The 24,701-nt window shown below is 59.0% G+C and carries 28 protein-coding genes; 12 read left to right on the forward strand and 16 right to left on the reverse strand.

Going from position 1 to position 24,701, the window contains the following annotated elements:
* Positions 1–4 precede the first annotated feature (4 nt).
* The 4 genes from J8G15_RS10575 (at position 5) to J8G15_RS10590 (ending at position 4,738) form a co-directional block, all read left to right on the forward strand.
* A complete protein-coding gene (locus J8G15_RS10575; protein ID WP_210541859.1) occupies positions 5–610 on the forward strand; it encodes a CDP-alcohol phosphatidyltransferase family protein in 606 nt (201 codons plus the stop codon).
* Positions 611–637: 27 nt separating this feature from the next.
* Positions 638–2,800 (forward strand): FAD-dependent oxidoreductase, encoded by a 2,163-nt coding sequence (locus J8G15_RS10580; protein ID WP_210541860.1) that lies wholly within the window; start codon positions 638–640, stop codon positions 2,798–2,800.
* 98 nt (positions 2,801–2,898) lie between these two features.
* Positions 2,899–3,576 (forward strand): DUF3047 domain-containing protein, encoded by a 678-nt coding sequence (locus J8G15_RS10585; RefSeq protein ID WP_210541862.1) that lies wholly within the window; start codon positions 2,899–2,901, stop codon positions 3,574–3,576.
* Positions 3,577–3,634: 58 nt separating this feature from the next.
* Positions 3,635–4,738 (forward strand): FAD-dependent oxidoreductase, encoded by a 1,104-nt coding sequence (locus J8G15_RS10590; protein ID WP_210541864.1) that lies wholly within the window; start codon positions 3,635–3,637, stop codon positions 4,736–4,738.
* 241 nt (positions 4,739–4,979) lie between these two features.
* Here the strand turns inward: J8G15_RS10590 and J8G15_RS10595 are convergent, their stop codons facing one another.
* On the reverse strand, positions 4,980–5,375 hold the full coding sequence (locus J8G15_RS10595; RefSeq protein WP_210541865.1) for a hypothetical protein: 396 nt from the start codon (positions 5,373–5,375) through the stop codon (positions 4,980–4,982).
* 301 nt (positions 5,376–5,676) lie between these two features.
* Between J8G15_RS10595 and J8G15_RS10600 the strand changes: the two genes are divergently transcribed.
* Positions 5,677–5,895 carry a hypothetical protein gene (locus tag J8G15_RS10600; RefSeq protein ID WP_210541866.1) on the forward strand — a complete coding sequence of 73 codons (219 nt, stop codon included), beginning with the start codon at positions 5,677–5,679 and terminating at the stop codon, positions 5,893–5,895.
* A 169-nt stretch (positions 5,896–6,064) separates the two neighbouring features.
* Here the strand turns inward: J8G15_RS10600 and J8G15_RS10605 are convergent, their stop codons facing one another.
* The gene (locus J8G15_RS10605; protein WP_210541867.1) at positions 6,065–6,907 is read right to left on the reverse strand and encodes a DUF6671 family protein; all 843 of its coding nucleotides are present in this window, start codon (positions 6,905–6,907) and stop codon (positions 6,065–6,067) included.
* 554 nt (positions 6,908–7,461) lie between these two features.
* Positions 7,462–8,691 (reverse strand): IS256 family transposase, encoded by a 1,230-nt coding sequence (locus J8G15_RS10610; RefSeq protein WP_210541868.1) that lies wholly within the window; start codon positions 8,689–8,691, stop codon positions 7,462–7,464.
* A gap of 205 nt (positions 8,692–8,896) precedes the next feature.
* On the opposite strand from J8G15_RS10610, the gene J8G15_RS10615 reads away from it, so the two are divergent.
* Positions 8,897–9,481 carry a mechanosensitive ion channel family protein gene (locus J8G15_RS10615; protein ID WP_210541869.1) on the forward strand — a complete coding sequence of 195 codons (585 nt, stop codon included), beginning with the start codon at positions 8,897–8,899 and terminating at the stop codon, positions 9,479–9,481.
* A 17-nt stretch (positions 9,482–9,498) separates the two neighbouring features.
* On the opposite strand, the gene J8G15_RS10620 is transcribed toward J8G15_RS10615, so the two are convergent.
* The 4 genes from J8G15_RS10620 to egtD form a co-directional block, all read right to left on the reverse strand.
* Positions 9,499–10,230 carry a ZIP family metal transporter gene (locus J8G15_RS10620; RefSeq protein WP_210541870.1) on the reverse strand — a complete coding sequence of 244 codons (732 nt, stop codon included), beginning with the start codon at positions 10,228–10,230 and terminating at the stop codon, positions 9,499–9,501.
* A gap of 9 nt (positions 10,231–10,239) precedes the next feature.
* Positions 10,240–11,328 (reverse strand): selenide, water dikinase SelD, encoded by a 1,089-nt coding sequence (gene selD / locus J8G15_RS10625; RefSeq protein ID WP_210541871.1) that lies wholly within the window; start codon positions 11,326–11,328, stop codon positions 10,240–10,242.
* A gap of 43 nt (positions 11,329–11,371) precedes the next feature.
* Entirely contained in the window at positions 11,372–12,331 is a 960-nt protein-coding gene (gene senB, locus J8G15_RS10630; RefSeq protein ID WP_210541872.1) for a selenoneine biosynthesis selenosugar synthase SenB, read from the reverse strand.
* 111 nt (positions 12,332–12,442) lie between these two features.
* Positions 12,443–13,393, reverse strand: a complete 951-nt coding sequence (egtD, locus tag J8G15_RS10635; RefSeq protein WP_210541874.1) for an L-histidine N(alpha)-methyltransferase — start codon at positions 13,391–13,393, stop codon at positions 12,443–12,445.
* A 201-nt stretch (positions 13,394–13,594) separates the two neighbouring features.
* Between egtD and J8G15_RS10640 the strand changes: the two genes are divergently transcribed.
* The 5 genes from J8G15_RS10640 to rpoH all read left to right on the forward strand — a co-directional run bounded on the left by J8G15_RS10640 (position 13,595) and on the right by rpoH (position 18,277).
* A complete protein-coding gene (locus tag J8G15_RS10640; protein ID WP_240538557.1) occupies positions 13,595–14,425 on the forward strand; it encodes a putative selenate ABC transporter substrate-binding protein in 831 nt (276 codons plus the stop codon).
* A 68-nt stretch (positions 14,426–14,493) separates the two neighbouring features.
* Complete coding sequence (locus J8G15_RS10645) at positions 14,494–15,327, forward strand: phosphonate ABC transporter ATP-binding protein (protein ID WP_210541877.1); 834 nt, start codon at positions 14,494–14,496, stop codon at positions 15,325–15,327.
* A gap of 12 nt (positions 15,328–15,339) precedes the next feature.
* Positions 15,340–16,194, forward strand: coding sequence for an ABC transporter permease (locus tag J8G15_RS10650; RefSeq protein ID WP_210541879.1), 855 nt, complete (start codon positions 15,340–15,342; stop codon positions 16,192–16,194).
* On the forward strand, positions 16,191–17,024 hold the full coding sequence (gene phnE / locus J8G15_RS10655) for a phosphonate ABC transporter, permease protein PhnE (RefSeq protein WP_210541880.1): 834 nt from the start codon (positions 16,191–16,193) through the stop codon (positions 17,022–17,024). Before J8G15_RS10650 ends, phnE begins: the two co-directional genes overlap by 4 nt.
* A 311-nt stretch (positions 17,025–17,335) precedes the next feature.
* On the forward strand, positions 17,336–18,277 hold the full coding sequence (gene rpoH, locus J8G15_RS10660) for an RNA polymerase sigma factor RpoH (protein ID WP_210541881.1): 942 nt from the start codon (positions 17,336–17,338) through the stop codon (positions 18,275–18,277).
* A 122-nt stretch (positions 18,278–18,399) separates the two neighbouring features.
* On the opposite strand, the gene J8G15_RS10665 is transcribed toward rpoH, so the two are convergent.
* From J8G15_RS10665 to J8G15_RS10685, 5 genes are read right to left on the reverse strand one after another with little or no spacing between them, the layout of a single operon-like run.
* Entirely contained in the window at positions 18,400–19,005 is a 606-nt protein-coding gene (locus tag J8G15_RS10665) for an SCO family protein (protein WP_210541882.1), read from the reverse strand.
* A 6-nt stretch (positions 19,006–19,011) separates the two neighbouring features.
* The gene (gene cyoE, locus J8G15_RS10670; RefSeq protein WP_210541883.1) at positions 19,012–19,908 is read right to left on the reverse strand and encodes a heme o synthase; all 897 of its coding nucleotides are present in this window, start codon (positions 19,906–19,908) and stop codon (positions 19,012–19,014) included.
* Complete coding sequence (locus tag J8G15_RS10675; protein ID WP_210541884.1) at positions 19,905–21,083, reverse strand: heme A synthase; 1,179 nt, start codon at positions 21,081–21,083, stop codon at positions 19,905–19,907. Before J8G15_RS10675 ends, cyoE begins: the two co-directional genes overlap by 4 nt.
* A 6-nt stretch (positions 21,084–21,089) precedes the next feature.
* On the reverse strand, positions 21,090–21,842 hold the full coding sequence (locus J8G15_RS10680; RefSeq protein WP_210541885.1) for a hypothetical protein: 753 nt from the start codon (positions 21,840–21,842) through the stop codon (positions 21,090–21,092).
* Positions 21,793–22,473 carry an SURF1 family protein gene (locus J8G15_RS10685; RefSeq protein ID WP_210547545.1) on the reverse strand — a complete coding sequence of 227 codons (681 nt, stop codon included), beginning with the start codon at positions 22,471–22,473 and terminating at the stop codon, positions 21,793–21,795. Before J8G15_RS10685 ends, J8G15_RS10680 begins: the two co-directional genes overlap by 50 nt.
* 60 nt (positions 22,474–22,533) lie before the next feature.
* On the opposite strand from J8G15_RS10685, the gene J8G15_RS10690 reads away from it, so the two are divergent.
* Positions 22,534–22,755 carry a DUF2909 domain-containing protein gene (locus tag J8G15_RS10690; protein WP_210541886.1) on the forward strand — a complete coding sequence of 74 codons (222 nt, stop codon included), beginning with the start codon at positions 22,534–22,536 and terminating at the stop codon, positions 22,753–22,755.
* Between the two features lie 68 nt (positions 22,756–22,823).
* Here the strand turns inward: J8G15_RS10690 and J8G15_RS10695 are convergent, their stop codons facing one another.
* From J8G15_RS10695 to J8G15_RS10710, 4 genes are read right to left on the reverse strand one after another with little or no spacing between them, the layout of a single operon-like run.
* A complete protein-coding gene (locus tag J8G15_RS10695; protein WP_210541887.1) occupies positions 22,824–23,705 on the reverse strand; it encodes a cytochrome c oxidase subunit 3 in 882 nt (293 codons plus the stop codon).
* A gap of 55 nt (positions 23,706–23,760) precedes the next feature.
* A complete protein-coding gene (locus J8G15_RS10700) occupies positions 23,761–23,982 on the reverse strand; it encodes a DUF2970 domain-containing protein (RefSeq protein WP_240538241.1) in 222 nt (73 codons plus the stop codon).
* Complete coding sequence (locus tag J8G15_RS10705) at positions 23,979–24,578, reverse strand: cytochrome c oxidase assembly protein (protein ID WP_210541889.1); 600 nt, start codon at positions 24,576–24,578, stop codon at positions 23,979–23,981. The genes J8G15_RS10700 and J8G15_RS10705 overlap by 4 nt, the downstream gene beginning before the upstream one ends.
* A 2-nt stretch (positions 24,579–24,580) precedes the next feature.
* A complete protein-coding gene (locus J8G15_RS10710; protein ID WP_210541891.1) occupies positions 24,581–24,691 on the reverse strand; it encodes a cytochrome oxidase small assembly protein in 111 nt (36 codons plus the stop codon).
* Positions 24,692–24,701: the final 10 nt, after the last annotated feature.

A 24,701-nucleotide genomic window follows, 5' to 3' on the forward strand; every position in this document is an offset into this window, starting at 1 on the left:
ACCCATGCTCGACCGAACTGCCACCGCCCTGATCAAGCCCGCCGTACAAGGAATGGCCACGGTCTTGTTCCGTGTCGGACTCACCGCCAACCAGATCACAGTGGCCGGCTTCGCGTTAGGTATTTTTTCTGCGGTTTTGATAGCTAATGGTGCATACGTTTTGGGCGCTGTGGCCCTATTGACCTCCAGACTTCTGGACGCACTGGACGGTGCCGTGGCCCGCATGAGCCAGGCCACAGACCAAGGTGGCTTTCTCGACATTGCGCTGGATTTTTTGTTCTACGCCAGCATTCCCCTGGCCTTCGCGGTGGCCGATCCACCCAGAAACGCCCTGCCCGCCGCCGTGCTTCTGGCCGCGTTCATTGGCACCGCCACCAGCTTTCTGGCCTTTGCGGCCATTGCCGCCAAGCGCGGTCTGAACAGTCTGGACTACCCCGACAAATCGTTTTACTTTTTGGGCGGACTGACCGAAGCCACCGAAACCTTGGCCTTCTTCGCAGCCATGTGCGTCTGGCCTGAGCACTTCGCCACACTGGCCTACGTTTTTGCCGCCCTGTGCGTCGTCACCATCGCTACCCGTCTCTGGTGGGGATGGCGCGCCTTTGCGTGACCCTTTTCTACAACCGAGTGAATAATGATGAATAAGAAAAAAATCGGTCTGATCGTTGTGCTGCTGGCCCTGCTGGCTGCGTTCTTCGTCCTGGACCTGGGCCGTTATTTGAGTCTGGATTACATAAAAAGCAGCCAGTCCGCGTTCGAATCCATTTACGCTGAAAAACCCCTGATCGTGGCGGGCACCTATTTCGCCATCTACGTCGCCGTGACCGCTTTGTCCGTCCCGGGCGCCGCGATCATGACCTTGGCCGGTGGTGCCATTTTCGGCACGCTGTGGGGCACGGTGATTGTGTCGTTTGCCTCCAGCCTGGGCGCCACACTGGCTTTTCTGGCCGCGCGTTTTGTGCTTCGCGACAGCATTGAGGCCCGCTTTGGCGCGCGCCTGACCGAGTTCAACAAAGGCGTTGAAAAGGAAGGTGCGTTTTACCTCTTTACCCTGCGCCTGGTGCCGCTGGTGCCCTTCTTTGTCATCAACCTGCTGATGGGTCTGACAAAGATGAAGACCCTCACCTTCTACGGCGTGAGCCAGCTCGGCATGCTGGCCGGCACCGCCGTGTACGTGAATGCTGGCACGCAGTTGGCCCAGCTGGAATCCCTCAAGGGCATCTTGAGCCCCGGCTTGATTGGCTCGTTTGTGCTGCTGGGTATCTTTCCCCTGCTGGCTCGCAAAGTCACAGAGGCATTGAAAGGCCGTAAAGTCTATGCCCGGTGGGCCCACCTCAAACCCAAGTCGTTTGACCGCAACCTGATCGTCATTGGTGCCGGCGCGGGCGGACTGGTGTCGGCCTACATTGCCGCAGCGGTCAAGGCCAAGGTGACCCTGATTGAAGCGCATAAGATGGGCGGTGACTGCCTGAACTACGGCTGCGTGCCGAGCAAAGCGCTCATCAAAAGCGCCAAGCTGGCCCATCAGATGAAGCACGGCGCCCGGTACGGCTTGTCCGACACCACACCCAGCTTCAGCTTCAAGGGCGTCATGCAGCGTATTCACGATGTGATTGCCGCCATTGAGCCGCACGACAGCGTGGAGCGCTACACCAGCCTGGGCGTCGAAGTGTTGCAGGGCTACGCAAAAATTGTGAACCCTTGGACAGTGGAAATTGCCCTGAACGACGGCAGCAAGCAGGTGCTGACCGGCCGCGCGATCGTGATTGCTGCTGGTGCTCGCCCCTTTGTGCCGCCGCTCCCCGGTCTGGACGACGTGGGTTACGTGACCAGTGACAACCTGTGGGACGAATTTGCCAAGATGGACGACATTCCCAAGCGCCTGGTGGTGTTGGGTGGTGGCCCCATTGGCTGCGAGCTGGCGCAGAGCTTTGCCCGCCTGGGTGCGCAAGTGATGCAGATAGAGATGGCGCCGCGCATCATGGGGCGTGAAGACGAAGAGGTCTCTGCCCTGGCCAAAGCTGCCCTGCAGGCCGATGGCGTGCAGGTGCTCACCGGCCACAAGGCACTGCGCTGTGAAAAAGTGGGGGATGTCAAAACCATCATCGTGGAACACGAAGGCCAAGAGATTCGCCTCGAATTTGACGCCCTGCTGTGCGCCGTAGGCCGCGTGGCCCGCCTCACCGGCTACGGACTGGAAGAACTTGGCATTGAAACCCAGCGCACCGTGCCCACCAACGAGTACCTGCAAACCATTTACCCCAACATTTACGCTGCCGGCGACGTGGCCGGACCTTACCAGTTCACCCATGTGGCCTCGCATCAGGCTTGGTACACGGCAGTCAACGCGCTGTTTGGCGACTTCAAGAAATTCAAGGCCGACTACCGTGTCATCCCTTGGGCGACCTTCATCGACCCCGAGGTCGCCCGGGTGGGCCTGAACGAGACCGACGCCCAAGAGAAGAACGTGCCTTATGAGGTGACGAAATACGGCATCGACGACCTGGACCGCGCCATTGCCGACAGCGAAGCCCACGGCTTTGTGAAGGTGCTCACCGTGCCTGGCAAAGACACGATTTTGGGCGTCACCATCGTCGGCACTCATGCCGGTGACTTGCTGGCCGAGTATGTACTGGCCATGAAACACGGCCTGGGCCTGAACAAGATTCTGGGCACCATCCACACCTACCCAACGCTGGCCGAGGCCAACAAGTACGCCGCCGGGGAGTGGAAGCGCGCCCACCAACCCAAAAAACTGCTGGAATGGGTCGCCAAGTACCACGACTGGAAGCGCGGTTGAATCGACATCTGCTGATGACGCCCCACCGTCTAAATAGAGATGCTATTCATTTAATAGCTGCTTGCGCATTACTGACGGGCGGCAGCACCTCTTTTTCCTTGGAAAAATCAGTCCCAACCCAGTTGGCTTCTTTTGAGGGCGAAGGCCAGCAGGACCTGAACCCCGCCTGGCGACTAAGCGTTCTGCCCGCTGACAAAGGCATTGCGCCCAGCCGCTTCGAGCGAGCGGTGGTGGACGGCGTGGCCGGCCTCAAGGTCAGCACCGATGCGTCCTACGGCGTCTTGTCCCATGCCTGGCACGGCGCCACGCCCGCGACCTTGAGTTGGCGCTGGCGGGTGGATCAGCCCCTGGCGGGCGCTGATCTGAGCGCCAAGGCCGGCGACGACGCGGCACTCAAAGTGTGTGTGATGTTCGACCAACCCACCTCAGAAATCCCCTTTTTCCAGCGAACCGGCCTGGCCCTTGCCAAGTCGGTGACTGGTCAAGACCTGCCCAACGCCACGCTTTGCTACGTGTGGGACCAGCGCTACAGCGAAGGCACACTGGGCGCCAACCCCTACACGGCACGCGTGCGCTACATCGTGCTGGGCGGCCCCGGCGCCACGCTGGGCCAATGGACCACCCAGACGCGCCGGGTGGCAGATGACTTTCAACGCCTTTTCGGCAAAGAAAGCCCCCGCACCCCGCCCGTCACCGATGTGGCGATTGGGGCCGACAGCGACAATACGCGGGGGCACAGCCTGGCCTACATCAGCCAGCTGCGCTGGTTGCCCTGATGAATTCAAGTCGCGGCAACCCGCCGCGCTTATCGGCCTTGATACGGATATTGTTGACATGAAAAAACTGGTGTTGTTGGGTGCGGGTCACGCCCATGTGCACGTTCTCTCGACTTTGGCGGCCAAGCCGCTGCCCGGCGTGCAGGTCACGCTGGTGGCGCCGTTTCCGCGCCAGCTCTACTCTGGCATGGTGCCGGGTTTTGTGGCTGGCCACTACACGTTGGACGAGTGCGTCATTCAGCTTGAACCGCTGCTCAAAGGCACCGACATCACTTGGCTGCCCCGCAGCGTAACCGCACTGGACGCCAACGCCCGAACCGTCACCCTGGACGACGGCAGCACCGTCGACTTTGACTGGATATCTGTCAACACCGGGCCGGTGCAAGACCGCCAAAAGACCGACGCCATGATGCCCGGCGCCCGCGAGCACGGCTTGTTTGTGCGCCCCATCGAATCCTTCGGCGCCCTGTGGCCCCAAGTGCTGGAAATGGCCCAAACCAAACCCCTGCGCCTGGCCGTGATTGGCGGCGGCGCCGCTGGCATTGAATTGTGCATGGCGGTGCGCCAGCGCCTGCCCAAAGCCTCGGTCACCCTCATCAACGGCAGTGGCGAACTGGCCGCGACCTACCCCGAAGGCGTGCGACAGCGCGTTGGCCGGGCCCTGAAAGCACGCGGCATCATCGTCCTGCTTGAACGAGCCAGCCGCATTCAGGCCGGCGAGGTTACGCTGGAAAGCGGCGCCACCCTGGCTTGCGACGTGCCCATCATTGCCACCGGCGCCCAAGCCCCCGCCTGGCTCGCCACCAGTGGGCTCACTTTGGACGAACAAGGTTTCATGGCGGTGGACGCTTTTCAGCGATCACCCAGCCACGACCACATCTTTGCCGCCGGCGACGTCTGCACCCGCATCGACCAGCCCCTGCCCCGCAGCGGCGTCTACGCCGTGCGAGCCGGCCCCGCCCTGCTAACCAACCTCACCGCCGTGCTGGCCGGCGTGCCCCCCGTGGCCCATCTGCCGCCCAAAAACACCTTAAATCTGCTGTCCTGCGGCGACCACTACGCCATCGCCACCTGGGGCGACTACAACACCCAAGGCCGCTGGGTCTGGTGGCTGAAAGACTGGATTGACCGGGGATTTATCAAGCGCTACAGCCGGCCTTGAGGGCGCTAAAGGGGGATCATGGCCAAAATCGCTTGAGACATGCCAACCAATGAAGTGACATGTCTTTTGTTGGGCGTCCAGCATGACAGAGTCGGAGACAACGACCCAAAAAATGCAAGTATCGCGTCAACGCAATCAATAGGCGTATAAGGCTGCGTTAGCCCCACCAAGGCAGTGGCATCGGCTCCGGTGCCTGCTTTGCTCAGAATTCGGCACTGCGGCCAAGCAGTGACAACCACGGCTACTTCTCGATAGCGGCGGCAAGTCCTTCAGGATCGGCGACGCTCACCCATAGCTTCGAGTGCTTTCTGAACCCAATGACACGGGGCACTTTTTGGACGAACTCGATGCTCAGCCCCTTTTTATGATTGGTGCCAAAGGTGATGCTGTCGTCAGTCAAGCTCAGCCGAAGTCCAACAGCGGTGTACCAACGGTGCGGACCGGTGACAAGCGTGCGGCGAACGTTGTCTTTCGTCGTTTTCACCTTGAACCGTCCAAAGGTGGCGACGAGATCGCCGTTGTCGCAGATCGACACGCCATCGTCCTTGCGAACGCCAAGTGCCAAGAACAACGCGCTCCAACGTTTGTCGAATCGATAAGGGAAGTGAATTGCGGCGACGGCCGTATTTTTTTTCATGGTTTCCAGAGTCAAGTCAGAGGAGAAGGGCCGTCGAGCAATACTGGAAAAAGCTCGAAAGCCACTGGATGAATTTGAACTGAGCGGCTGATCACCGGCTGGAGAAGTTGTTCGGCCAGGGTGTACTTCCGTCGGAAGTGGTCAAGTTTGCACCCGTGGGCGAAATAAGTATTCTGCGGCTGAATATGCGCGACGGTCAATCGCTTGAAGGGCACGCTCACGGAGCGCTTGACGTCGCCGCAGCCCAACGAATGCCGATAACGTGACGCTGCGCCCGAGAAAATTGACTGCAGCCGATTGATTGCCGCACGCTGGCAGCGGCATCTATGCCGCGCTGGCCCGCGTGTCCCTTGTGGCCCACCTGCCACCCAAAAATACGCTGAATCTGCTGTCCTGCGGCGACCACTACGCCATCGCCACCTGGGGCGACTACAACGCCCAAGGGCGCTGGGTCTGGTGGTTGAAAGACTGGATTGACCGGGGGTTTATCAAGCGCTACAGCCGTCCTTCCGGGCCGTAGTCAGTCACCAAGGCAAAATCAGATACCGCTAAAGAGCTTGAATTCGGGAGGAAAACGGGGAATGCCTCTCGTTTTCTCCTATGAGTAGGTCTTAGCCAGCACTGTCTAAGCAGACCGGTGAAAGCCCATGCATTCGATTGGGTTGCTGGATGTATTTGATGGAAACCGATCACGGATTACAGCGCGGGCAATGCTTGGGCTCCGCGACGGCACAGTCTGTCCTTGGCTGCACGGACTTGTGCTCGCAACACAGACAGGTCCATACCTCACTTCGATACCCGGAGGTCGGCAGTCCACAGGCTGCACACGGAAGTCCAGGCCGTCGCTCGGTCACCCAATAGCCAGGGGAATCGCAGGCGGGGCAACAAGACTGTATGCGCTGAAGCAAATCTCGCGCTGCTTGCTCGATGATCTGCATTCGACTAGGGTTGGCGAAGGCCCTCAGGTCCGTCTCGACACAGACCTGCCGATTGCTCGCTTGAGCGATGCAATCGTGGAAACAGGACTTCAGGTGTTCCCAATCGGCAATGCCTTTGTAGATACGCGAGTCTTCCTGGTTCTGAGGCCGCAATACCAATTGGTGCTGCGGAAAATCCTCATTTGCTGCAAAGGTCTCGACTTCACCCCAGTCACTGGTCTGCAAATGACCACTGCGCGCAGCTCCCTGCGCCATGCCAACGACCTCGACGCCTAGGCAATCGTCGATCCAGACCAGGAGCTCAACGTTCCACGGAAACAGCCCAGTGAATGGGTCAGGACCAAAACTTCCTTCACTGGCCATACCGATTGACAGTCCTGACAGCTCCATACCCTTGCGGGCCTTGCGCCGGGCGGCGTCGAGTTGCGTGCCAAGGCGAGGGGTTTCCCGCGTAAACGTGCCGAGTTGGTCGGTGTCGAAGCCAGTGACATGGTGAATAGCGCAGTCTAGACCCGAGTCCAGAATTGGTGCGAGGACTTGTTCTTTACCGTGCTGGGTCAGCAATGCGACCTTTCGACCAAGATAAATAGACATTCGGGGCATCAGATGAATACCGTATGCCCAACTTCGACATACGTATACATAGTTTGACTACTTTCAGGCGCTACCGAATTGTCCTTAATCTCAATTGAGTCGAGATTCTGAGCGACGGCCTGTGTTGATGTGCAAGGACCGACGACGGCATAGGTCATTGCAACTGTTGCGGAAAGAGCTAGTCGATTCATAAGTGCGGAGTCGTTTCAATGATCGGCGCTGCTTTTTTTCATTCTCGGATTGCAGGCAAAACCCGCCTGGCAAGTCTTTCGTCGCGAAGTGAATACGACCTTAGGGTCAAAGCGCATCCGAGCGTCACTTCACAATGGATTCTCATGATCTGAGAAATCAGTGTAACAACCACCTTTTCGGCCCCTGGTAAGCCAATAAGCTGGCAATACCAAAAAGTTTGACCTGGCGTATGCAACCTGGGCGACTCGCTATTGCCCACATTAGAAAACCGGGCGACAGGCGCGACTGACGAGGGTGCAAGAAGTTTTATGTCAACGGTCTTTCGCGAGGGTGTCCCGAATTTTGTGTAAACGGCGGTTAAGTTAGACGCGCGGCATGCGCTCGTCAAGCTGAATGGTAAAGCGGTTCAGAGCAGCCTTCCAATCCCGAATCGGCATCGTCCATTTCTGGCTGATGTTGTTCAGTGCCAGATAGAACAGCTTGAACACTGCGTCCTCAGATGGGAACGAGCCGCGGGTCTTGGTTATTTTGCGCAGGCTCATGTTCACGGACTCAATGGCGTTGGTCGTGTAAATCACTTTTCGGATGTCTGGCGGGTATTCAAAGAACGGTATCAAGTGTGTCCAGTTGCGCCGCCAGGAGCGCCCAATCGGAGCGAAGGAATCGTCCCATTTGACCTCGAATGCCGTGAGTTGTCGCTCAGCTTCGGATTCAGTGGGCGCAGCGTAAATCAGCCGCAAATCCGCGGCGACTTCCTTGCGCTGTTTCCACCCCACGAAGTTCAGGCTGTGACGCACCATGTGAACAATGCAAAGCTGCACCGTCGCCTTGGGGAAGACTGCCTCAATGGCGTCAGGGAAACCTTTGAGCCCATCTACGCAGGCGATAAAGATGTCAGCCACGCCCCGATTCTTCAGTTCAGTCACCACCTGCAGCCAGAACTTGGCCCCTTCGGTTTGGGCCATCCACAGGCCCAGTACCTCTTTGAGGCCGTCCAGGTTGACGCCAATGGCCAAGTACAGGGCCTTGACCCGCACAGTACCGTTGTCGCGCACCTTGACGTGAATGCAGTCCATGTAGACGATGGGGTACAGCGCCTCCAAGGGGCGCGACTGCCAGGCTTTGACCTCGTCCATGACGGCGTCGGTCACGGATGAAATCAGGGCAGGAGACACTTCGGCGCCGTACATCTCCTGCAGATGGCCTTGAATCTCGCGTACCGTCATGCCTCGGGCATACAGCGACAGTATCTTGTCGTCAAAGCCGCTCCAGCGGGTCTGGTGTTTGCCAATCAGTTGGGGCTCGAAGGTGCCGGCGCGGTCACGGGGGATTTCTATGGGTAGCTGGCCAAAATCGCCTTTGAGCGTTTTCTTGCTGCACCCGTTGCGGGTGTTGCCCGCTTCATTGGCAACCAACTGGTTCTTGCCGTGACCCAGGTGGCCGGTCAATTCGGCTTGCAAAGCTCGCTCGACCAAGGCTTTGGTGAGCTGCGTCAAGAGGCCATTCTGGCCAATCAGGTCTTCGGGCTTTTTGTAGTCGGCCAACAGGGCGTCAATCAGCTCGGCGGGTAAGGGTTTCATCTCTACGGTCATCTCGGCTCCATGCAAGACAGCAGTTTCCTGCCAAATAACCGTTTACACAAAACTTCTTACACCCTCTCTTTCGCCCGCATCGAAGCCGGTCAACGCGCTGTAAAAGCAGCTTGCCCCCTACTTTATTGACCATAGACGAGCCGCCAAAGCCCGTGTTAACGTCATCCCCTTTGAATTCCCTGGATTGCCTGCCTTGCTTCTGTCTATGCCTGACTACATCATCATGTTGAAAACCTTCGCCCGCGAATTGGGGGCGGGTGCGATTGTTGTTCTTGTTGCCTTTCTGATCTCACGCGTGTTGCGCCGGGTCATCAACACTCTGCGGGAATCGCACAGCCTCTCGTCCACCATGGCCAAGCGCCTGCAAAATTTTCGCCAACGGACGATCATTTTTATTACCTTGCTGGTGCTGATGCAAATAGCCGGTGTTTTTGACAACGCCTGGGCATTCCTTTCAACGGCGCTGCTGGCCGTGGCGCTGGGCTTTGTGGCGGCCTGGAGCATTTTGAGCAATGCCACCTCGGCGGTGCTGGTGCTGATTCTTCGCCCGTTCCGCATCGGTGACACGGTGGAGTTGATGGACCCCACGGGGGAACCCATGGGCGGGGAAGTCACCGACATGAACCTGATGTTCACCACCCTCACGCTGCCAGTGGCTGAAGGTGATTCGCCCGACAGGCCGTCGGTGTTGAACGTGCCCAACAACTTTTTCTTTCAGCGCGTGCTGCGCACCCGCTCCCGCCACAAGCCCGACAGCCGGGCCGCTTTTTTCTCCGACCCGGAAGACTAAGCAGAGGCGCAGATGCCTTAAAGCGCTTCGAGCATCTGCCCCACCACGCCGACCGAAAAGCCCAGTATGGCACCCATGGCCGGTGCCCAGCGCCGGCGCATTTTGGCTTGGGGCGCGATGTCCTGAAACACCGAGTACAAAATTCCGCCCGTGGCCAGCAGCATGACGGCTGACACCACCTGCGGGTAAGCCGACAACCACAAATACCCCGCTGCGCCCGCGACTGGCCCCAACAACGCCATGAGCGCGAACATGAGAATGATTTTGCGAGAGCCAAAGGCCTCTGATTGACGAAGCTCACGGTAGGCGTTGAAACCTTCGGGCACGTTTTGCATGCCAATCAGCGCGGCCAGCAAAATCACATGCTCGCCGACCACCGCGCAAACGGCGCCCAAGGCAATAGACTCAGGCAAAAAATCGGCCAGCATCGCCAGAAACTGACTGGCTGGCGTGCCCTGACGGTACAGCGCCCAATCCAGCGCCATGAACAGCAACCCGCCCAGGATCAGAAAAAAACCGGCTGAGGCCGGCTGCAAGTGGGCCATGCCCTGCGGCACCAGCACCAGCATGACGGCAGCCAACAAGGCCCCGCCACCAAAGGCCAAAATGCTGTGCCGAAACTCCCGTTCCAGCCACAACGGCCGAATTTTCTCCACATGGGCCAACACCGCCCCCAGCGGCATGGCCAAGCCGGCCAACAGGGTGAGCGCAATCACGCCCCCCAAGGTTGTCACACCAATCTCCGCCATGGGCCCGTCTTAGCGAACCCGCAATTTGCCAGCGCCTTCACCCTGCAAAATTTCGCCAATCTCGGCGGCGTCGTCAAAACCGTGGGCCTTGAAGATGGCCAGCACGGCGTCAACCGCCTCTGGTGCACAGGACACCAGCAAGCCGCCGCTGGTTTGCGGGTCGGACAGCAAGGCCTGGTTGACGGGGTCAAAACCAGCGGCCAACTGAATGTCGTGCCCATAACCTGCCCAGTTTCGACCCGATGCGCCGGTGACCATGCCCTGGGCGGCAAGCTCACGCACACCGCTCAGAAGTGGCACACGGGCCCAGTCGATTTGCACGGTGCATTGGGCGCCGCGCGCCAGTTCCAGCGTGTGGCCGGCGAGTCCAAAACCGGTCACATCCGTCAGGGCGTGTACGCCGTCCAGTGCGGCCAGTTCAGGGCCGGGGGTGTTCAGCTTGGTGGTGACGGCAATCATCTGCGCGTAGCCTTCGGCGCTGAGTTTTTCTTTCTTGAGCGCGGCCGACAAGATGCCCACGCCCAGCGGTTTGCCCAGAATCAGCCGGTCGCCCACGCGGGCGTCAGCATTGCGCTTGACGCGCGCGGGGTGAACCAGCCCCATCGCCACCAGCCCATAAATGGCCTCGACCGAGTCAATGGTGTGGCCGCCCGCAATCGGGATACCCGCCGCGCGGCAGACCGAGGCGCCGCCTTCAAGTACCTTGGCAATGGTGGCGGTTGACAGCACGTTGATGGGCATGCCGACCAGCGCCAGCGCCATGATGGGCGTGCCGCCCATGGCGTACACGTCAGAAATGGCGTTGGTGGCGGCAATGCGGCCAAACTCAAACGGGTCGTCCACGATGGGCATGAAGAAGTCGGTGGTGGCAATCAGCGCCTGCTCATCGTTGAGCTTGTAGACGGCGGCATCGTCTGCCGTTTCAATGCCGACCATCAACTCTTTGGGCATAGGCATGGCCGTGATGCCCTTCAAAATTTCAGACAAAACGCCGGGCGCTATCTTGCAGCCGCAGCCACCGCCGTGTGACAGGCTGGTGAGGCGGGGCTCGGTGGGCAAATTCGCGGCGGGATGTGAGGGGGGGGTCGGTGTCGTCATGTCAATCTCCAGTGAAGGGTCGAGTTTAGAGGTGATGGGCGCCTCAGGCGGCCAGCATGGTTTTGACCAGCTGGTGCAGCAGCGCCTGTTCACGCGCGGGCTCAAACAAAGTGGCGCGGGCTTCGCATTGCTCGCGCAGCAGCGGCAGAAAAGCAGCGTCGTCCCGGCAGCGCAACAGCAACTCGGCCAGGGCGGCGTCGTCACCCAGGTCGAAATAGCCCGCGTAGTCGGCCCCGAGCATGCCCACATTGCCGTCAATGCGCGAGGCCAGCACGGGTGTACCGCTTTGCACCGCCTCCAGGATAACGTGGGCACCCCCTTCCATCTTGCTGGGGTGCACCAGCACATGGGCGCGCTGAATGTGCCGCCGGGTGTCGGCATGGGGTAGCCCGCCGAGCCATCGGTAGGCCGGGCAGCACCGGGCGGCATGTTGCACCGCCTGCAACCAGTGCGGCTCCAGCGCCTCGCCGATATGGTCCAGCAACACATCAGACCGCTCGGCCAGGCGAGAGGCCGCCCGCAGGCAAGTCAGCGGGTCTTTCTCATCACGCAAATGCCCCACCATCAGCGCGCGCAGGTGGCCCTTGGGCTTGCTTAGCGTGACGCGCCGGGGGGTGGACTGAAAAATCACCTGGGCTTTGGGCCGCAGGCCGGGTGGCAGGGCGTCGGGCCCGCGCTCTTGCAACACCACCAAATGACCGGCAACTTGCACCACGTGTTGCGCGTCCGTGTCGGTCTGGATGTCTCGGTAGAGGTCCGTGCCGGTCAACACCACGGCTAGCTTCTGGGGGCCCATGGCCTGCGCCCAAGCGAGTGCGGCGGGGGCGGATTTGCGGGCGTGCAAGGCGAGCATCACGTCGGCGCCCTCGCCTTGCCAGCGGTTGCCTATCGTGGTTCGAAACGCCGGCTGCAAAAGGCGTGACCAGCGCAACGCCGTCTGCCAGTTGCCGTTGTTGGCTTTCGCCAGCGCCGGGGTAATGATCAGGACATGGGGTTTGCTCATGGTGTCAGTGTCCTCGCTCAATAGCTTCCATTTTTACAACAAATTGGGCGCCACTCCTTGTACGCTCGGTGCAAGCCGCTATTATTTTGGAAGCATTCATAAGATCCTCCTTCAAGCACGGGCCAAAAACACGGCGAAATGGCGTAGCGCCTCGGACCAATGGGTCGTGTTCACAAACCCGGCCTCGCGTAGCAGACCTTCAAACTGGGCCAGGGTGTATTTGTAGGCGTTCTCCGTGTGAATACGCTCCCCCGCGCGAAAACGCCGCTCGGCGCCGGGCCAACGCACCGTGAGATCTTGCGCGGCCTGCAGATGCATTTCAATGCGCGAAGCCTCCTGGTTGAACAGCGCAATGTGCTGCCACTGCGCCACCTGAAAATCACTGCCCAGCCGCTGGTTCAGATGCAAAAGCATGTTGCGATTGAAGGCTGCGGTCACGCCCAGCGCATCGTCATAGGCGGGCACCAGCAAGGAGGCCGGTTTGAGCAAATCCACGCCAATCAACAGCGCCCCACCCTGTGCGGCCAGGCGGATTTGGCTAAGGAAATCCACCGCCTGCTCAGAGGTGAAATTGCCAATGCTGGAGCCGGGGTAAAAAACCAGCCGGGGCCCGTCACCAGCCTCAAGCGGCAAGTCCAGATGATGGGAGAAGTCCATGCCCACGCCGACCATCGGCAAATCCGGGTGCTGGCGCTGCAATTGACCCAACGCGTCCTGGAGAAAGGCAGCTGAAATGTCGACCGCCACATAGCGCGAAGGGCGCAGTACCCCCAGCAGGCGAGCCGCTTTGGCGCAGTTGCCCGCACCTAGATCAATCAGCGGCCAGCCGCCGGGCAGCTGAGCTGCCATGTCCGCTGCGTGGGCGTCAAAAATACGGGCCTCGGTGCGCGTGGGGTAGTACTCAGGCAAGGCAGTAATGGCGTCAAACAGCCGGGAGCCCAGCGCATTGTAAAAGTACTTGGGGGCGATCGACGCGGCTGTGGCCAGCAGGCCCGCAGCCAGTTCGGCTTGGGTGGCTGCGGCGTTTTCGTGATCAAGCTGAATGAAATGAGGCAGGGTCATGGCGCACGGGTCTCGGGTTGGTCAGCGGCTTGGCAAGTCAAAAGACTCGTGCGCTGTTTCTGCTCAAGTGCCTGGAGCTGCCCGCTGCCTGCCAGCAGGCTGCTCCAACTTCGCGTCTAATTGCAGACTCCCCAATATACATTCATGGAGTTATCAGTGGCTACTTTCACCCCCTTCACCTGCGCCCGCTTTCTAAAAACCGTGGCTGCCACGGCCATCGTCGCCCTGGGCGGCCTGGCGCAGGCACAGGCCGTGTTCAAGATCACTGCCATTCCTGACGAGTCCCCCACCGAGTTGGCCCGCAAAGCGGCACCGTTGGTCAAGTACCTGGAAACCACACTGGGCATGAAGGTGGAGTTCACCCCGGTGTCTGATTACGCAGCCGCTGTCGAGGCACTGGCCAACAAGCAGGTCGACATGGCCTGGTTTGGTGGCTTTACCTTTGTGCAGGCCAATGTGCGTTCTGGCGGCAAGGCAGTGCCACTGGTTCAGCGCGAGGAAGACGAGAAATTCCGCTCCGTGTTCATCAGCGGCGACCCGGCCATTAAAGGCTTGTCCGATCTGAAAGGCAAAACTGTCAGCTTTGGCTCGCCATCGAGCACCTCCGGTCATTTGATGCCGCGCAGCTATCTGATGAAAGCCAATATTGACGCCGACAAAGACTTCAAACGCGTTGCCTTCTCAGGCGCGCACGACGCCACCATTGCCGCCGTAGCTGCTGGCAAGGTGGACGCGGGCGCCCTCAACATCTCGGTGTGGGAAAAGTTTGTGACCGACAAAAAGGTTGACACTGACAAAGTAAAGGTCATCTTCACCACCCCCACTTACTACGACTACAACTGGACCGTGCATGCGGACATGCCCTTGGCCCAGCGCGAGAAGCTGACCAAAGCCTTCCTGGCCTTAAGCCCGGCCACGCCTGAAGGTAAAGAGATTCTGGAGTTACAACGGGCCACGCGTTTTGTGGCCACCAAGGCCTCCAACTATGACGGCATTGAAGCTGCGGCACGCAGCGCCGGTTTGCTGAAGTAAATTTAAACCGCTACTGAAACAATAGCTGCTTGCGCAGCTAAAACGGGCGCCACAGCCATTATTCGCTTATGAAATTGACCTTGCAGCATTGCAACGCCTGGCACCCAGCCGCCCGGGCTTCGGCACCGGCGGCGCTGCGCGATTTCAGTCTGCAGGTCTCACCGGGCGAACAACTGGCCGTGATTGGCCCCTCAGGCGCGGGAAAAACAACCTTGCTGCACCTGCTGGCCTGCGCCTTGAAACCCGCCAGCGGCGTGCTCCAACTGGGCGATCGCTCGCCCTGGACCCTGCCGCGCCGACAGTTGCAGGCCCTGCGGGGCGAGTTGTTTCTAGCCCCGCAAGTACCGCCTTTGCCGCCGCGCCAGCGTGTGGTGATCGCCGTACTGGCCGGGCGACTGCCCAATGAGAGCCTGTGGGCCAGCGTGCGCAGCCTGTTTTACCCTACCGACATCGCCATGGCCGAGCGCGCCTTGGCGCATTTTGATGTGAGCGACAAGTTGTTTGAGCGGGTCGACCGACTGTCTGGCGGCGAGCGCCAGCGTGTCGGCCTGGCCCGCGCCCTGGCCACGCAAGCCAGTCTGTTTTTGGTGGACGAACCCCTCTCCGCGCTGGACCCGACCCGGGCGCAGCAAGCCATGGCTTCGCTCACCCAGGCCGCGCGTGAGCGCGGAGCCACCTTGGTCACCACGTTGCACCATGTTGAAATGGCCTTGCAGCACTTTCCGCGCATCATTGGCCTGCGTGACGGCGCGTTGGCCTTTGACCTGCCCTCTGCCGAAGTCACCCCCGCCCGACTGCAGGCGTTGTACGACCAGCATCTGGACGAGCTGACTCAAACCACGCCCCCACCGCCGTCTGAGGCGCGCACCACGCCAGCGCCGGTGGTTATGCACTGCCGATAAGCATTGCGCCCAATGCCGCCCTCCGCGCCCCTACCTTTTGGACCCAACCCGGCACCGGCGCTGCGTGACCCTGCCTGGCTATCGCGGGTGTTTTGGGCATTGGGTGGCTTGGTGCTGCTATGGCCAGCGCTGGTGCTCACCGAATTCAAACCCTGGCTCTTGCTGGACCCTGAGTCTTTGCGGCCCACGCTGCGCTTCGTGAGTGATTTTTTCCCACCCAAGCTCAACCCCGACTTTTTGAGCATGGTCGCCCGAGAAACCTGGCGCACCGTGGCCATTGCCACTGCCGGGCTGACACTAGCCATGGTGCTGGCGGTGCCGCTGACGCTGCTGTCGGTGCGGGCACTTTCCGTTTCGGCCCTGAGCGGGCGCATGGCGCTGCTGCCAACCGTAGTGAGGCAAATTGTGCGCTGGGTGCTGATCGTGCTGCGCAGCGTGCCGGAGTTGATCTGGGCGCTGGTGTTTGTGCGCGTGGTGGGCCTGGGGCCCACCTCGGGCGTGCTGGCCATTGGTCTCACCTACGGCGGCATGCTGGGCAAGGTGTACGCCGAAATTCTGGACAGTGGCGACACCCATGCCACCACCAGCCTGCTGCGCAATGGCTCTGGCCGCGTGCAGGCGTTCTTTTACGCACTTTTGCCGCAAAACGCGGGTGAGCTGACCAGCTACACCGTGTACCGATGGGAATGCGCCATTCGCTCCTCTGCCGTGCTCGGTTTTGTCGGCGCAGGCGGCTTGGGCCAGCAAATGGACGCCTCCATGAAGATGTTCAACGGCTCGGAAGTGGCCACCATGCTGCTGGTTTTCATGGCCTTGGTCTGGCTGGCGGACCGCATCAGCGCCTGGTTGCGCAAGGGCCTGGCATGAAAACCAACGCCAAACCGGCGGCCAACGAGGCCTACAAGCTGCCGCCCAAACTGTTCGATGCCCGCTGCAAAGCCTGCTGGTTCGTGCTGGCGGTGCTGGCTTTGATCGTCGCCAGCTTCTGGTCGCTGGACCTGCAGTGGGCGCAGTTTCTGTCTGCCAGGGCCCTAGTCAAGATGGGCCGTTTTTTGGGCGAGTTGCTGGTGCCGCAAACCGACCCCGCATTCCTGAGCAAATTGTTGTGGGCCACGCTGGAGACGCTGGCCATGTCGGCGCTGGGCACAGTGCTGGCCGTGGTGCTGGGCCTGGCCCTGGCGTTGCCGGCGAGCAAAACCAACGCCGAGGACCCGGCGCGCTGGCGCACGGCAACCCGACTGGTGCTGAACGCCTTGCGCAGCGTGCCTGAACTGGTCTGGGCGGTCTTGCTGTTGATTGCCGCAGGTCTGGGCCCGTTTGCCGGCACGCTGGCGCTGGGCCTGCACACCTCGGGCGTGCTCGGTCGTCTGTTTGCCGAAGCCATTGAAAACGCCCCGCCTGAGCCGGCCTTTGCGCTGCGAATGCGCGGCGTGGGCGAAAGCCGTGTGTTCCTGTACGCCACCCTGCCTCAGGTGCTGCCGCAATTGATGAGCTACACGCTTTACCGCTGGGAGAACAACATCCGCGCGGCCACCGTACTTGGCGTGGTAGGTGCCGGCGGCCTCGGGCAAATGCTGATGTACCACATGGGCCTGTTCCAGATGAGCGAAACCAGCTCGGTACTCATCGCCATGCTGCTGCTGGTGGCGCTGGTGGATTCGCTGAGCTTTGGCTACCGGCGGTGGTTGACGCGGTAAGTGGCCGGCGCCGGCTCCCTTGAATCAACGAGGGCTTTGAGACTCAGGCGGACCTTGAGCCACTGAGCTGCGCCGATAGCAAAACTGGCCATCACACAGTCAACTCGATGAAAAATTGTTTCAAATCAACGAGTTGAGGAATATCAACGGGTATAAACCCACAGCTTATCCGACGAACGCAGTTCAAAAAATCAGTAAGTTAACCTTACTTTGCACAACTTTGCGCTGACTATGAGGGAGATTGAACTTATGAATTGGCACTCGCTCATACAGAGTGCTAACATTAAGTCTAGGAAGAAAAGGAGTCCCTTATGACTTATTCAACAGGCGCATCCGGCGCCGCGCTGACAGTTGCCAACCCGTGGGCTATGGTGCCGCCACTGGGCAATTTGGACGCGTACATTTCGGCCGCCAACCGCTTGCCGATGCTCACGCTCGAAGAAGAACAAAAATTTTCCCGCCAGCTCAAAGAAGACAACAACGTGGATGCGGCTGGAAAGCTGGTGCTGTCGCACCTGCGTTTAGTCGTGTCCGTGTCGCGCCAGTACCTTGGCTACGGCCTGCCCCACAGCGACCTGATTCAGGAAGGCAATGTGGGTTTGATGAAAGCGGTGAAACGCTTTGACCCCGACCACGGCGTGCGGCTGGTCAGCTATGCGCTGCACTGGATCAAGGCGGAAATTCACGAGTACATCCTGAAGAACTGGCGCATGGTGAAGGTTGCGACGACCAAATCACAGCGCAAATTGTTTTTCAATCTGCGCTCCATGAAGCAACGTTTCAAGGCCGCCGACGCCGAAGCCGATGCAGGCACCCACCGCGAGACGCTGAACGAAGAGCAGATCGAGGCCATGGCGGCAACGCTGAACGTCAAGCGCGAAGACGTCATCGAGATGGAAACGCGCCTGTCAGGCGGCGATGTGATGCTGGACCCGGGCCCTTCTGCCGACGGCGAAGAGTCTTATGGCCCCATTGCCTACCTGACGGACACCCGCCACGAGCCAACAGCCATGATCGAAGCGACACAGCGCGACGTGCTGGCCAGCGATGGTATTGCCACGGCACTGGAAGCTCTTGACGAGCGCAGCCGCCGTATCGTGGAAGAGCGCTGGCTCAAGGTCAATGACGACTCCTCAGGCGGCATGACGCTGCACGAGTTGGCCGCGGTCTATGGCGTGAGCGCCGAGCGCATTCGCCAGATCGAAGTCGCTGCCATGAAGAAGATGAAGAAGACACTGGTCGAATACAGCTAATCTGATCCTGCTTCACAGGTGCCTCTGCCGGTTTCACCAGCAGGGGCATTTTTTTACTGAAAATTGACTGCCGCGGTGAAACGACCCAGCATCGATTGAGTATTCGCCGCAGTGGCTGGACTCTACTTGAGCAGGAGCTTGATGTCGTCGACGAGCGGCTGCACCCCAGAGCCGTAGCGGGTGTAAAGGCGCAGTTTTCCCTGCGTGTCATACACATAGCTGCCCGCTGAGTGATCCATGGTGTAGCTGGTCGCCGTCGTGCCATCCACCTTTTTGTAGTAGACCTTGTAGTCTTTGGCCAGCGCCGCCAACTGCCCTGTCGTCGTGGTGTAGAGCGCCAGAAACGACGGGTCGAAGTTACCCATATAGGCCTTCAGCACTTCAGGGGTGTCGCGCTCCGGATCAACGGTGACAAACAGCCCCTGCAGGCGGTCGCCATCTTTACCCAGCATCTTCTTGACTTCAGCCAGCTCGTTCATGGAGGTGGGGCAGACGTCGGGACATTGGGTGAAACCAAAGAACATGACCACGACCTTGCCTGCGAAGTCTTTTAACGTCCGCGGTTGGCCGTTGTGGTCAGTCAAGGCGAAATCATGGGCATAGTCGGCGCCGGTCACGTCAACCGCCGCAAACTTCGGCGCACTGTCAGTACATGCAGCTAAAAGACCTGTAGCCCCCGTCCACAATGCAGCGGAAGCTATCAATTTAAGAGTATTTCGTTTGTTCATCGTCAATCACAGTACGTAGTGGTCCACCAGCAAAGCGGCGAACAGCACGCTCAGGTGGATCAAGGAGAAGCGGAAAGTCTTGCGCGCCAATGCGTCAGAGTACTCGCGCCACAGCCAATAACCGTAGAGGCAAAACCCGAAACTCAAAACCACGGCAACGCCCAGGTAAATCCAGGAACTCATGCCGTAAACAAAGGGCAGCAGGCAGGCGGCAAATAGCACAAACGTGTACAGCAGAATTTGCAGGCGGGTGAATTCATTGCCGTGCGTCACGGGCAGCATTGGCAGCCCTGATTTTCGATAGTCCTCGACGCGGTACAAGGCCAATGCCCAAAAGTGGGGTGGCGTCCACAAGAAGATGATCAAGAACAGAATCAAGGCCTCAGGACCAACGTTGCCCGCCATAGCGGACCAGCCCAGCACGGGTGGCATGGCGCCAGAGGCGCCCCCAATCACGATGTTTTGAGGGGTCAGGGGCTTAAGAATTACGGTGTAAACCACCGCATAGCCGACGAAGGTCGCAAAGGTCAGCCACATGGTGAGCGGGTTGACCCAGAAATACAGCAGCGCGGAACCCGCTGCACACAAGCTCGCGGAGAAGAGCAAGGTCTGGCGATCGTTCAACTCGCCCTTGGCGGTGGGCCGCCAAGCCGTACGCTTCATCTTGGCGTCAATGCCTTTTTCGACAATACAGTTGAATGCGGCGGCCGCAGCAGCCACCAGCCAGATGCCCGCGCAGGCAATCAAGGCCAATTGAACTTCCTGCCATGTTGGTACACCGGGCACAGCGAGCACCATGCCAATCAAGGCGCAAAAAACAATCAACTGGATCACTCGTGGCTTGGTCAAGGCATAGAACTGCCGAAACACAGAAGCCCCATCGGTAAGCAAAGTAGCACTCATGCGGAAAATCTCGATTCAGAAGGATTCAGGTTGGACAGTGCCTGAGTGGAAGTCCGAACGCGACTGGCGGCGATGGCCCAAGTCAATGTAACGGCCAGGGCGGCGGCGCCACCGGTGTGAAGCACGGCGGCAACCAAGGGCCAGTCCAGCACCACATTGCTCAATCCAGTAGCCAGCTGCAGGCCGGTGAGCCCCGCCAGCCACCGCGACTGAATTCGCAAGGCCGGTATCCGGTTCAAGTACCAGGCCAACAGGCCCAGAACAGCCAAAACCAAGTAGGCCGCCAGGCGGTGTGCGTAATGAATGGCGGTCAACGCAGAGAAACCGATGACTTCAGCGGCCCCGGTCATGCCCAACTCACGCCAGATCTCGAAGCCCTGCTGCCAGTTCATCAGCGGCCACCAGCTTCCCTGACAACGCGGAAATTCGCTGCAGGCCAACACGGCGTAGTTGGTACTAACCCAACCGCCCAGCAAAACCTGCACGGCCAAAAGAATGGCCCCCATCCACAACAAGGCTCGCCCGCCGCCGGAAATACCGACGGGAGGCCGACCACTTTCAAACTGGGTATAGCGCACCGCCTGTATGCACAATAAAACCAACAAAATAACACCACCAGCCAGGTGCAAGGTCACGATGGCTGGGAACAGCTTCATGGTCACAGTCAAGGCGCCAAAAGCCCCTTGGATACAAACCCAAATCAGGGTCAATGTGGGCCACCACGGGGAAACTGGTGAGCCAGTTGCCTTGCCTTTGTCACTCGACCAACGGCGCCACGCCAGGATGGCTAGCACCAATATAAGGAAACCAACGCTGCTCGCCAAATAGCGGTGAACCATCTCTACCCAGGCTTTTCCATGCGTCACGGGGCCGGTTGGCATGGCCGTCTGCGCGGCCTGAATGCTGACGCTGGCACCGATTGGACTGGCATGACCATAGCAGCCAGGCCAATCCGGGCAGCCCAAACCGGAATCGGTAAGGCGAGTGAAGGCGCCAAACAGCACGAGATCGAAAGTCAGAAAGAGCGTGAGCAAAGTCAGGACTTGCGCCCGACGAAGTGGGGTTCCACGCCGATTGCGCAGCCACACCCAAGCCAGCGGCCCACCGGCCAGCAGCGTACCGACCAACAGCAGGCGCAGCAAGGGGGACAGATCGTAAAGGTCTTGCGCACTCATACTGACTTACTCACTGCCTTCCCGACCCGGTTTGTCCCAGGAGTTTGAAGCCCGCAATAGACGCTCCACATCCCGCTTGGCCTTGGGTGCCTTGGCAAGATCCAGGTTGGCGGGAAAGCGCATCATCCAGTTGCCCCACGGGTCAACCATGTACAAATGATCTGCCAACTGTTGGCCCTTGGCGGGCTGCAACCAATTCGTCAAGTCTGCGGCGGGCACACGCAACACGGTCGCGGTACTCAGCCCAGACAACAGACTAGGGTCAATCGGTGCATCGTCCGACACCAGCCAAACCCAATCCAGGCGATCTTTTTCACGGCCCAAGCCCTCGCGCAATTGGCGTTGCATGTAAAGCCGGTCTCGACACGCCACCTCGCAGGCGCCACCAGCCACGCTGATCAGCAGCCATTGATCCTTGAGCGAGCGCAATTTAACGACCTCTCCGGCAGGCGTTGTCCCGTTCACATCGGGCAGAGGGCTTTGCGGTTCAATCAGTTCACCAAAATTCTGGCGACTTTCGGGTTTGATGACGTAGAACGTGAGGTACGACGCGACCACAGGTGCTGCACACACCAACAGGACCAACATCATTTTCCAGCGACCCGGGCCTGGGCGCAGCGCAGCGCCGTGCATGGCCTGACTTGGGGTTGGCAGGTCGTGAACCGTCAGGCCCAAGGGCTGGTCCGAAGGCTTCGAACGGGATCCGGCGTCAGGCGCGCCGCGGGGAGAAGAATCGTCTAACAATTTGAAACCAGACATAAAGAAGAGCGATCAACACGCTCAAAGCAAACCACTGAAAGGCATAGCCGTAGTGTTTTTCGACGCCGGTACCAACGACCGGCCACTCACGTAACAAGCCCTCACTGGCAACACCGACTTGTTGAACGGACATGGCCAACAGAGGCAACCCGGTTTCCATGGAAAACTGGGCCAATTCCAGATTTTGCCGGATCACGCCCGAGTCCTCACCGCCCATCGCATATAACTTGGCGGGAGATGGGGCAATAAGACCCTCCACTGTCACGGTACCGGACGGAGTCGTCAAAGATGGCAGGCGGGTGCGGTCTTCAAAGTTTCGCGCGACCCAGCCACGTTGAACCAGCACGACGCCGCTAGAACCTTCAATTTTCAATGGCGTGACGACATAGAGGCCAGGCTTTGCGTTCATTTGCCGGTTGTCCAGAAAGACAGTGCGATCGGGCAACCATTGACCCTGGATCTGTACCGGACGGTGCATATCGGCCGTGAGATCAGTGAGCGCCACCAAGGCCGCACCATCCAGCGCGGGGCGAGTTCCTTGCTGGTCAAGTTGTTCCTGCAGTGCGACCTTCTCTGCCGCACGGTTAAGTTGCCAACGCCCCAAAGAAATCGTTGAGAGCGTCGCCAACATGGCCGCAGCGGTGATTAGCCAAAAACGCCATCCAGGTGTGGTCACGCGATAATCCCGGTCATGAAATATATGGTCCTGTTTGGCTTTGTGCTTATTTTCTCTAGCTTGGCTGCCGCGCTTTTTTTCATGATGAAGAACACGACGGACAACCAAAAAGGGGGAAAGAAAATGGCGCGGGCGTTAATGTTGCGTATCGGCTTTTCAATTCTCTTGTTCCTGGCCATCTTGATCGGCTGGAAACTTGGCTATCTTCACCCTACGGGCATTCCAACGGGCGCTTAATTCGCGTGCGGCCCTAAACAAGCAAAAAGGCACCGCGCGCGGTGCCTTTTTGCTGGCCGGTTAGTCGACTACATCCAGTAAATCACGATGTAGAGACCCAACCAAACCACGTCAACGAAGTGCCAGTACCAAGCAGCACCTTCGAAGCCGAAGTGGCGCTCAGCGGTGAAATGTCCCTTTTGCAGACGTAAGGTGATGAAAAGCAACATCAACATACCAACAAACACGTGGAAGCCGTGGAAGCCTGTGAGAAGGAAGAATGTCGATCCGAAAATGCCGGAGGTCATCTTCAGGTTCAGCTCAGTGTAGGCATGGTAATACTCATAACCTTGCACAAACAAGAACACGGTCCCGAGGAGCACGGTCATCCACATAAAGGCAATGGTCTTGCTGCGGTTGCCTGCCACAAGCGCATGGTGCGCAATGGTCAGAGTTACCCCGGAGGTCAACAACAAAGCGGTATTGATGGTCGGCAACCAGAACGGTGTCATGGTGGTGAAGGGCTCCACGATGCCGGCGGGTGATGCGGTGAAACCAGCGGCGACGCTCGGCCAAACCGCCTTGAAACCCGGCCAGAGCAAGGCGTTGTCCAAACTTCCCAACGCCGGTACCGAGTGAGCACGGGCCCACCACAAGGCGGTGAAGAAGGCACCAAAGAACATCACCTCGGAAAAGATGAACCAGCTCATGCTCCAGCGGAAGGACAGGTCGATCTTGTGCCCGTATTGCCCACCTTCACTCTCGGTGACCGATTCCTTGAACCACTGGAACAAAACCGTCAAAAACCACACCATGCCGAATGCCAGCGACCACTTGCCCCATTCAGTACCATTGATCCACTGACCCGCGCCCAGGATGACAAAAAACAGGCCGAACGCCCCCATCGCGGGGTGACGCGACGGCCCGGGAATAAAGTAGTGCGGTGTTGTACCGTGTGTTGTTGAACTCATTTCAGCTCCAGTCTTTCCAAAACTTTTTAATATTTTTCCGGGTGTCAGGGGCGCCTCAACTGGCCACAACCCACTTCACCAACACAATCAAACCAACCACCATCAATATCGCGCCAAGCAATCCGGCAATGATCACGTGAAACGGATTGACTTGAGCCAAATCGTCCTTGTACTCACTGTTCTTTCGAATGCCCAAAAACGACCACGCTACCATCTTGACGCTGCGAAAAAAAGACGCCTTTGGCCGATCAGGGGACCGAGTCTCTTCGTCACTCACGCGCCAGACCCAGATTTCCCAGTTGCCTCCACGGCTGCCGTCGGCGCCGCTGGAACCTTGCCACCGACTTCAAAGAAGGTATAGGACAAAGTAATCGTTGTCACATCTTTAGACATCTTTGGGTCAATGACAAAGGTCACTGGCCACTCTTTCTTTTCACCAGGCTCAAGCGTGTACTGATTAAAGCAAAAACACTCCACTTTGTTGAAGTAGGGACTAGCCTGTTGTGGTGCGTAGCTCGGAATGGCCTGAGCGGCCATTCGCCGATCTTGCACATTCTGGAATTCATACATCACCGTCGCCATCTCGCCCGGATGAACCTGCAAGGATCGCTTGGCCGGCTTAAATACCCAAGGTCCTCTGGCGTTGGCATCAAACTCGACCGTGATCGTGCGGCTGGTATCAACCTGTGTGTTTAGCGGCATCTTGGACTGAGCACCAGGAATATTCCGGTCACCCAGCGCAAGAATGTTGATGCCCGTCACCTCACAAATTGCGCGATAAAGAGGTATCAATGCATACCCAAAGGCAAACATACCAGCGGTCACGATTACCAGTTTGCCCACCATCCGAATATTTTGTTGCCGCAAACTCATGCTCACTGGCTTAACAAAACCATTTTGGCGAAAAATCCAACGAAAAACACAATGGCCACTGATCCGAGAATCAATGCCAGCTTCAAGTTGGCTTTCTTTTGTTCAGGCGTCATTTAGTGTGTC

The organism is Rhodoferax sp. PAMC 29310 (genome assembly GCF_017948265.1).
In the GTDB taxonomy this organism is placed as follows: domain Bacteria; phylum Pseudomonadota; class Gammaproteobacteria; order Burkholderiales; family Burkholderiaceae_C; genus Rhodoferax.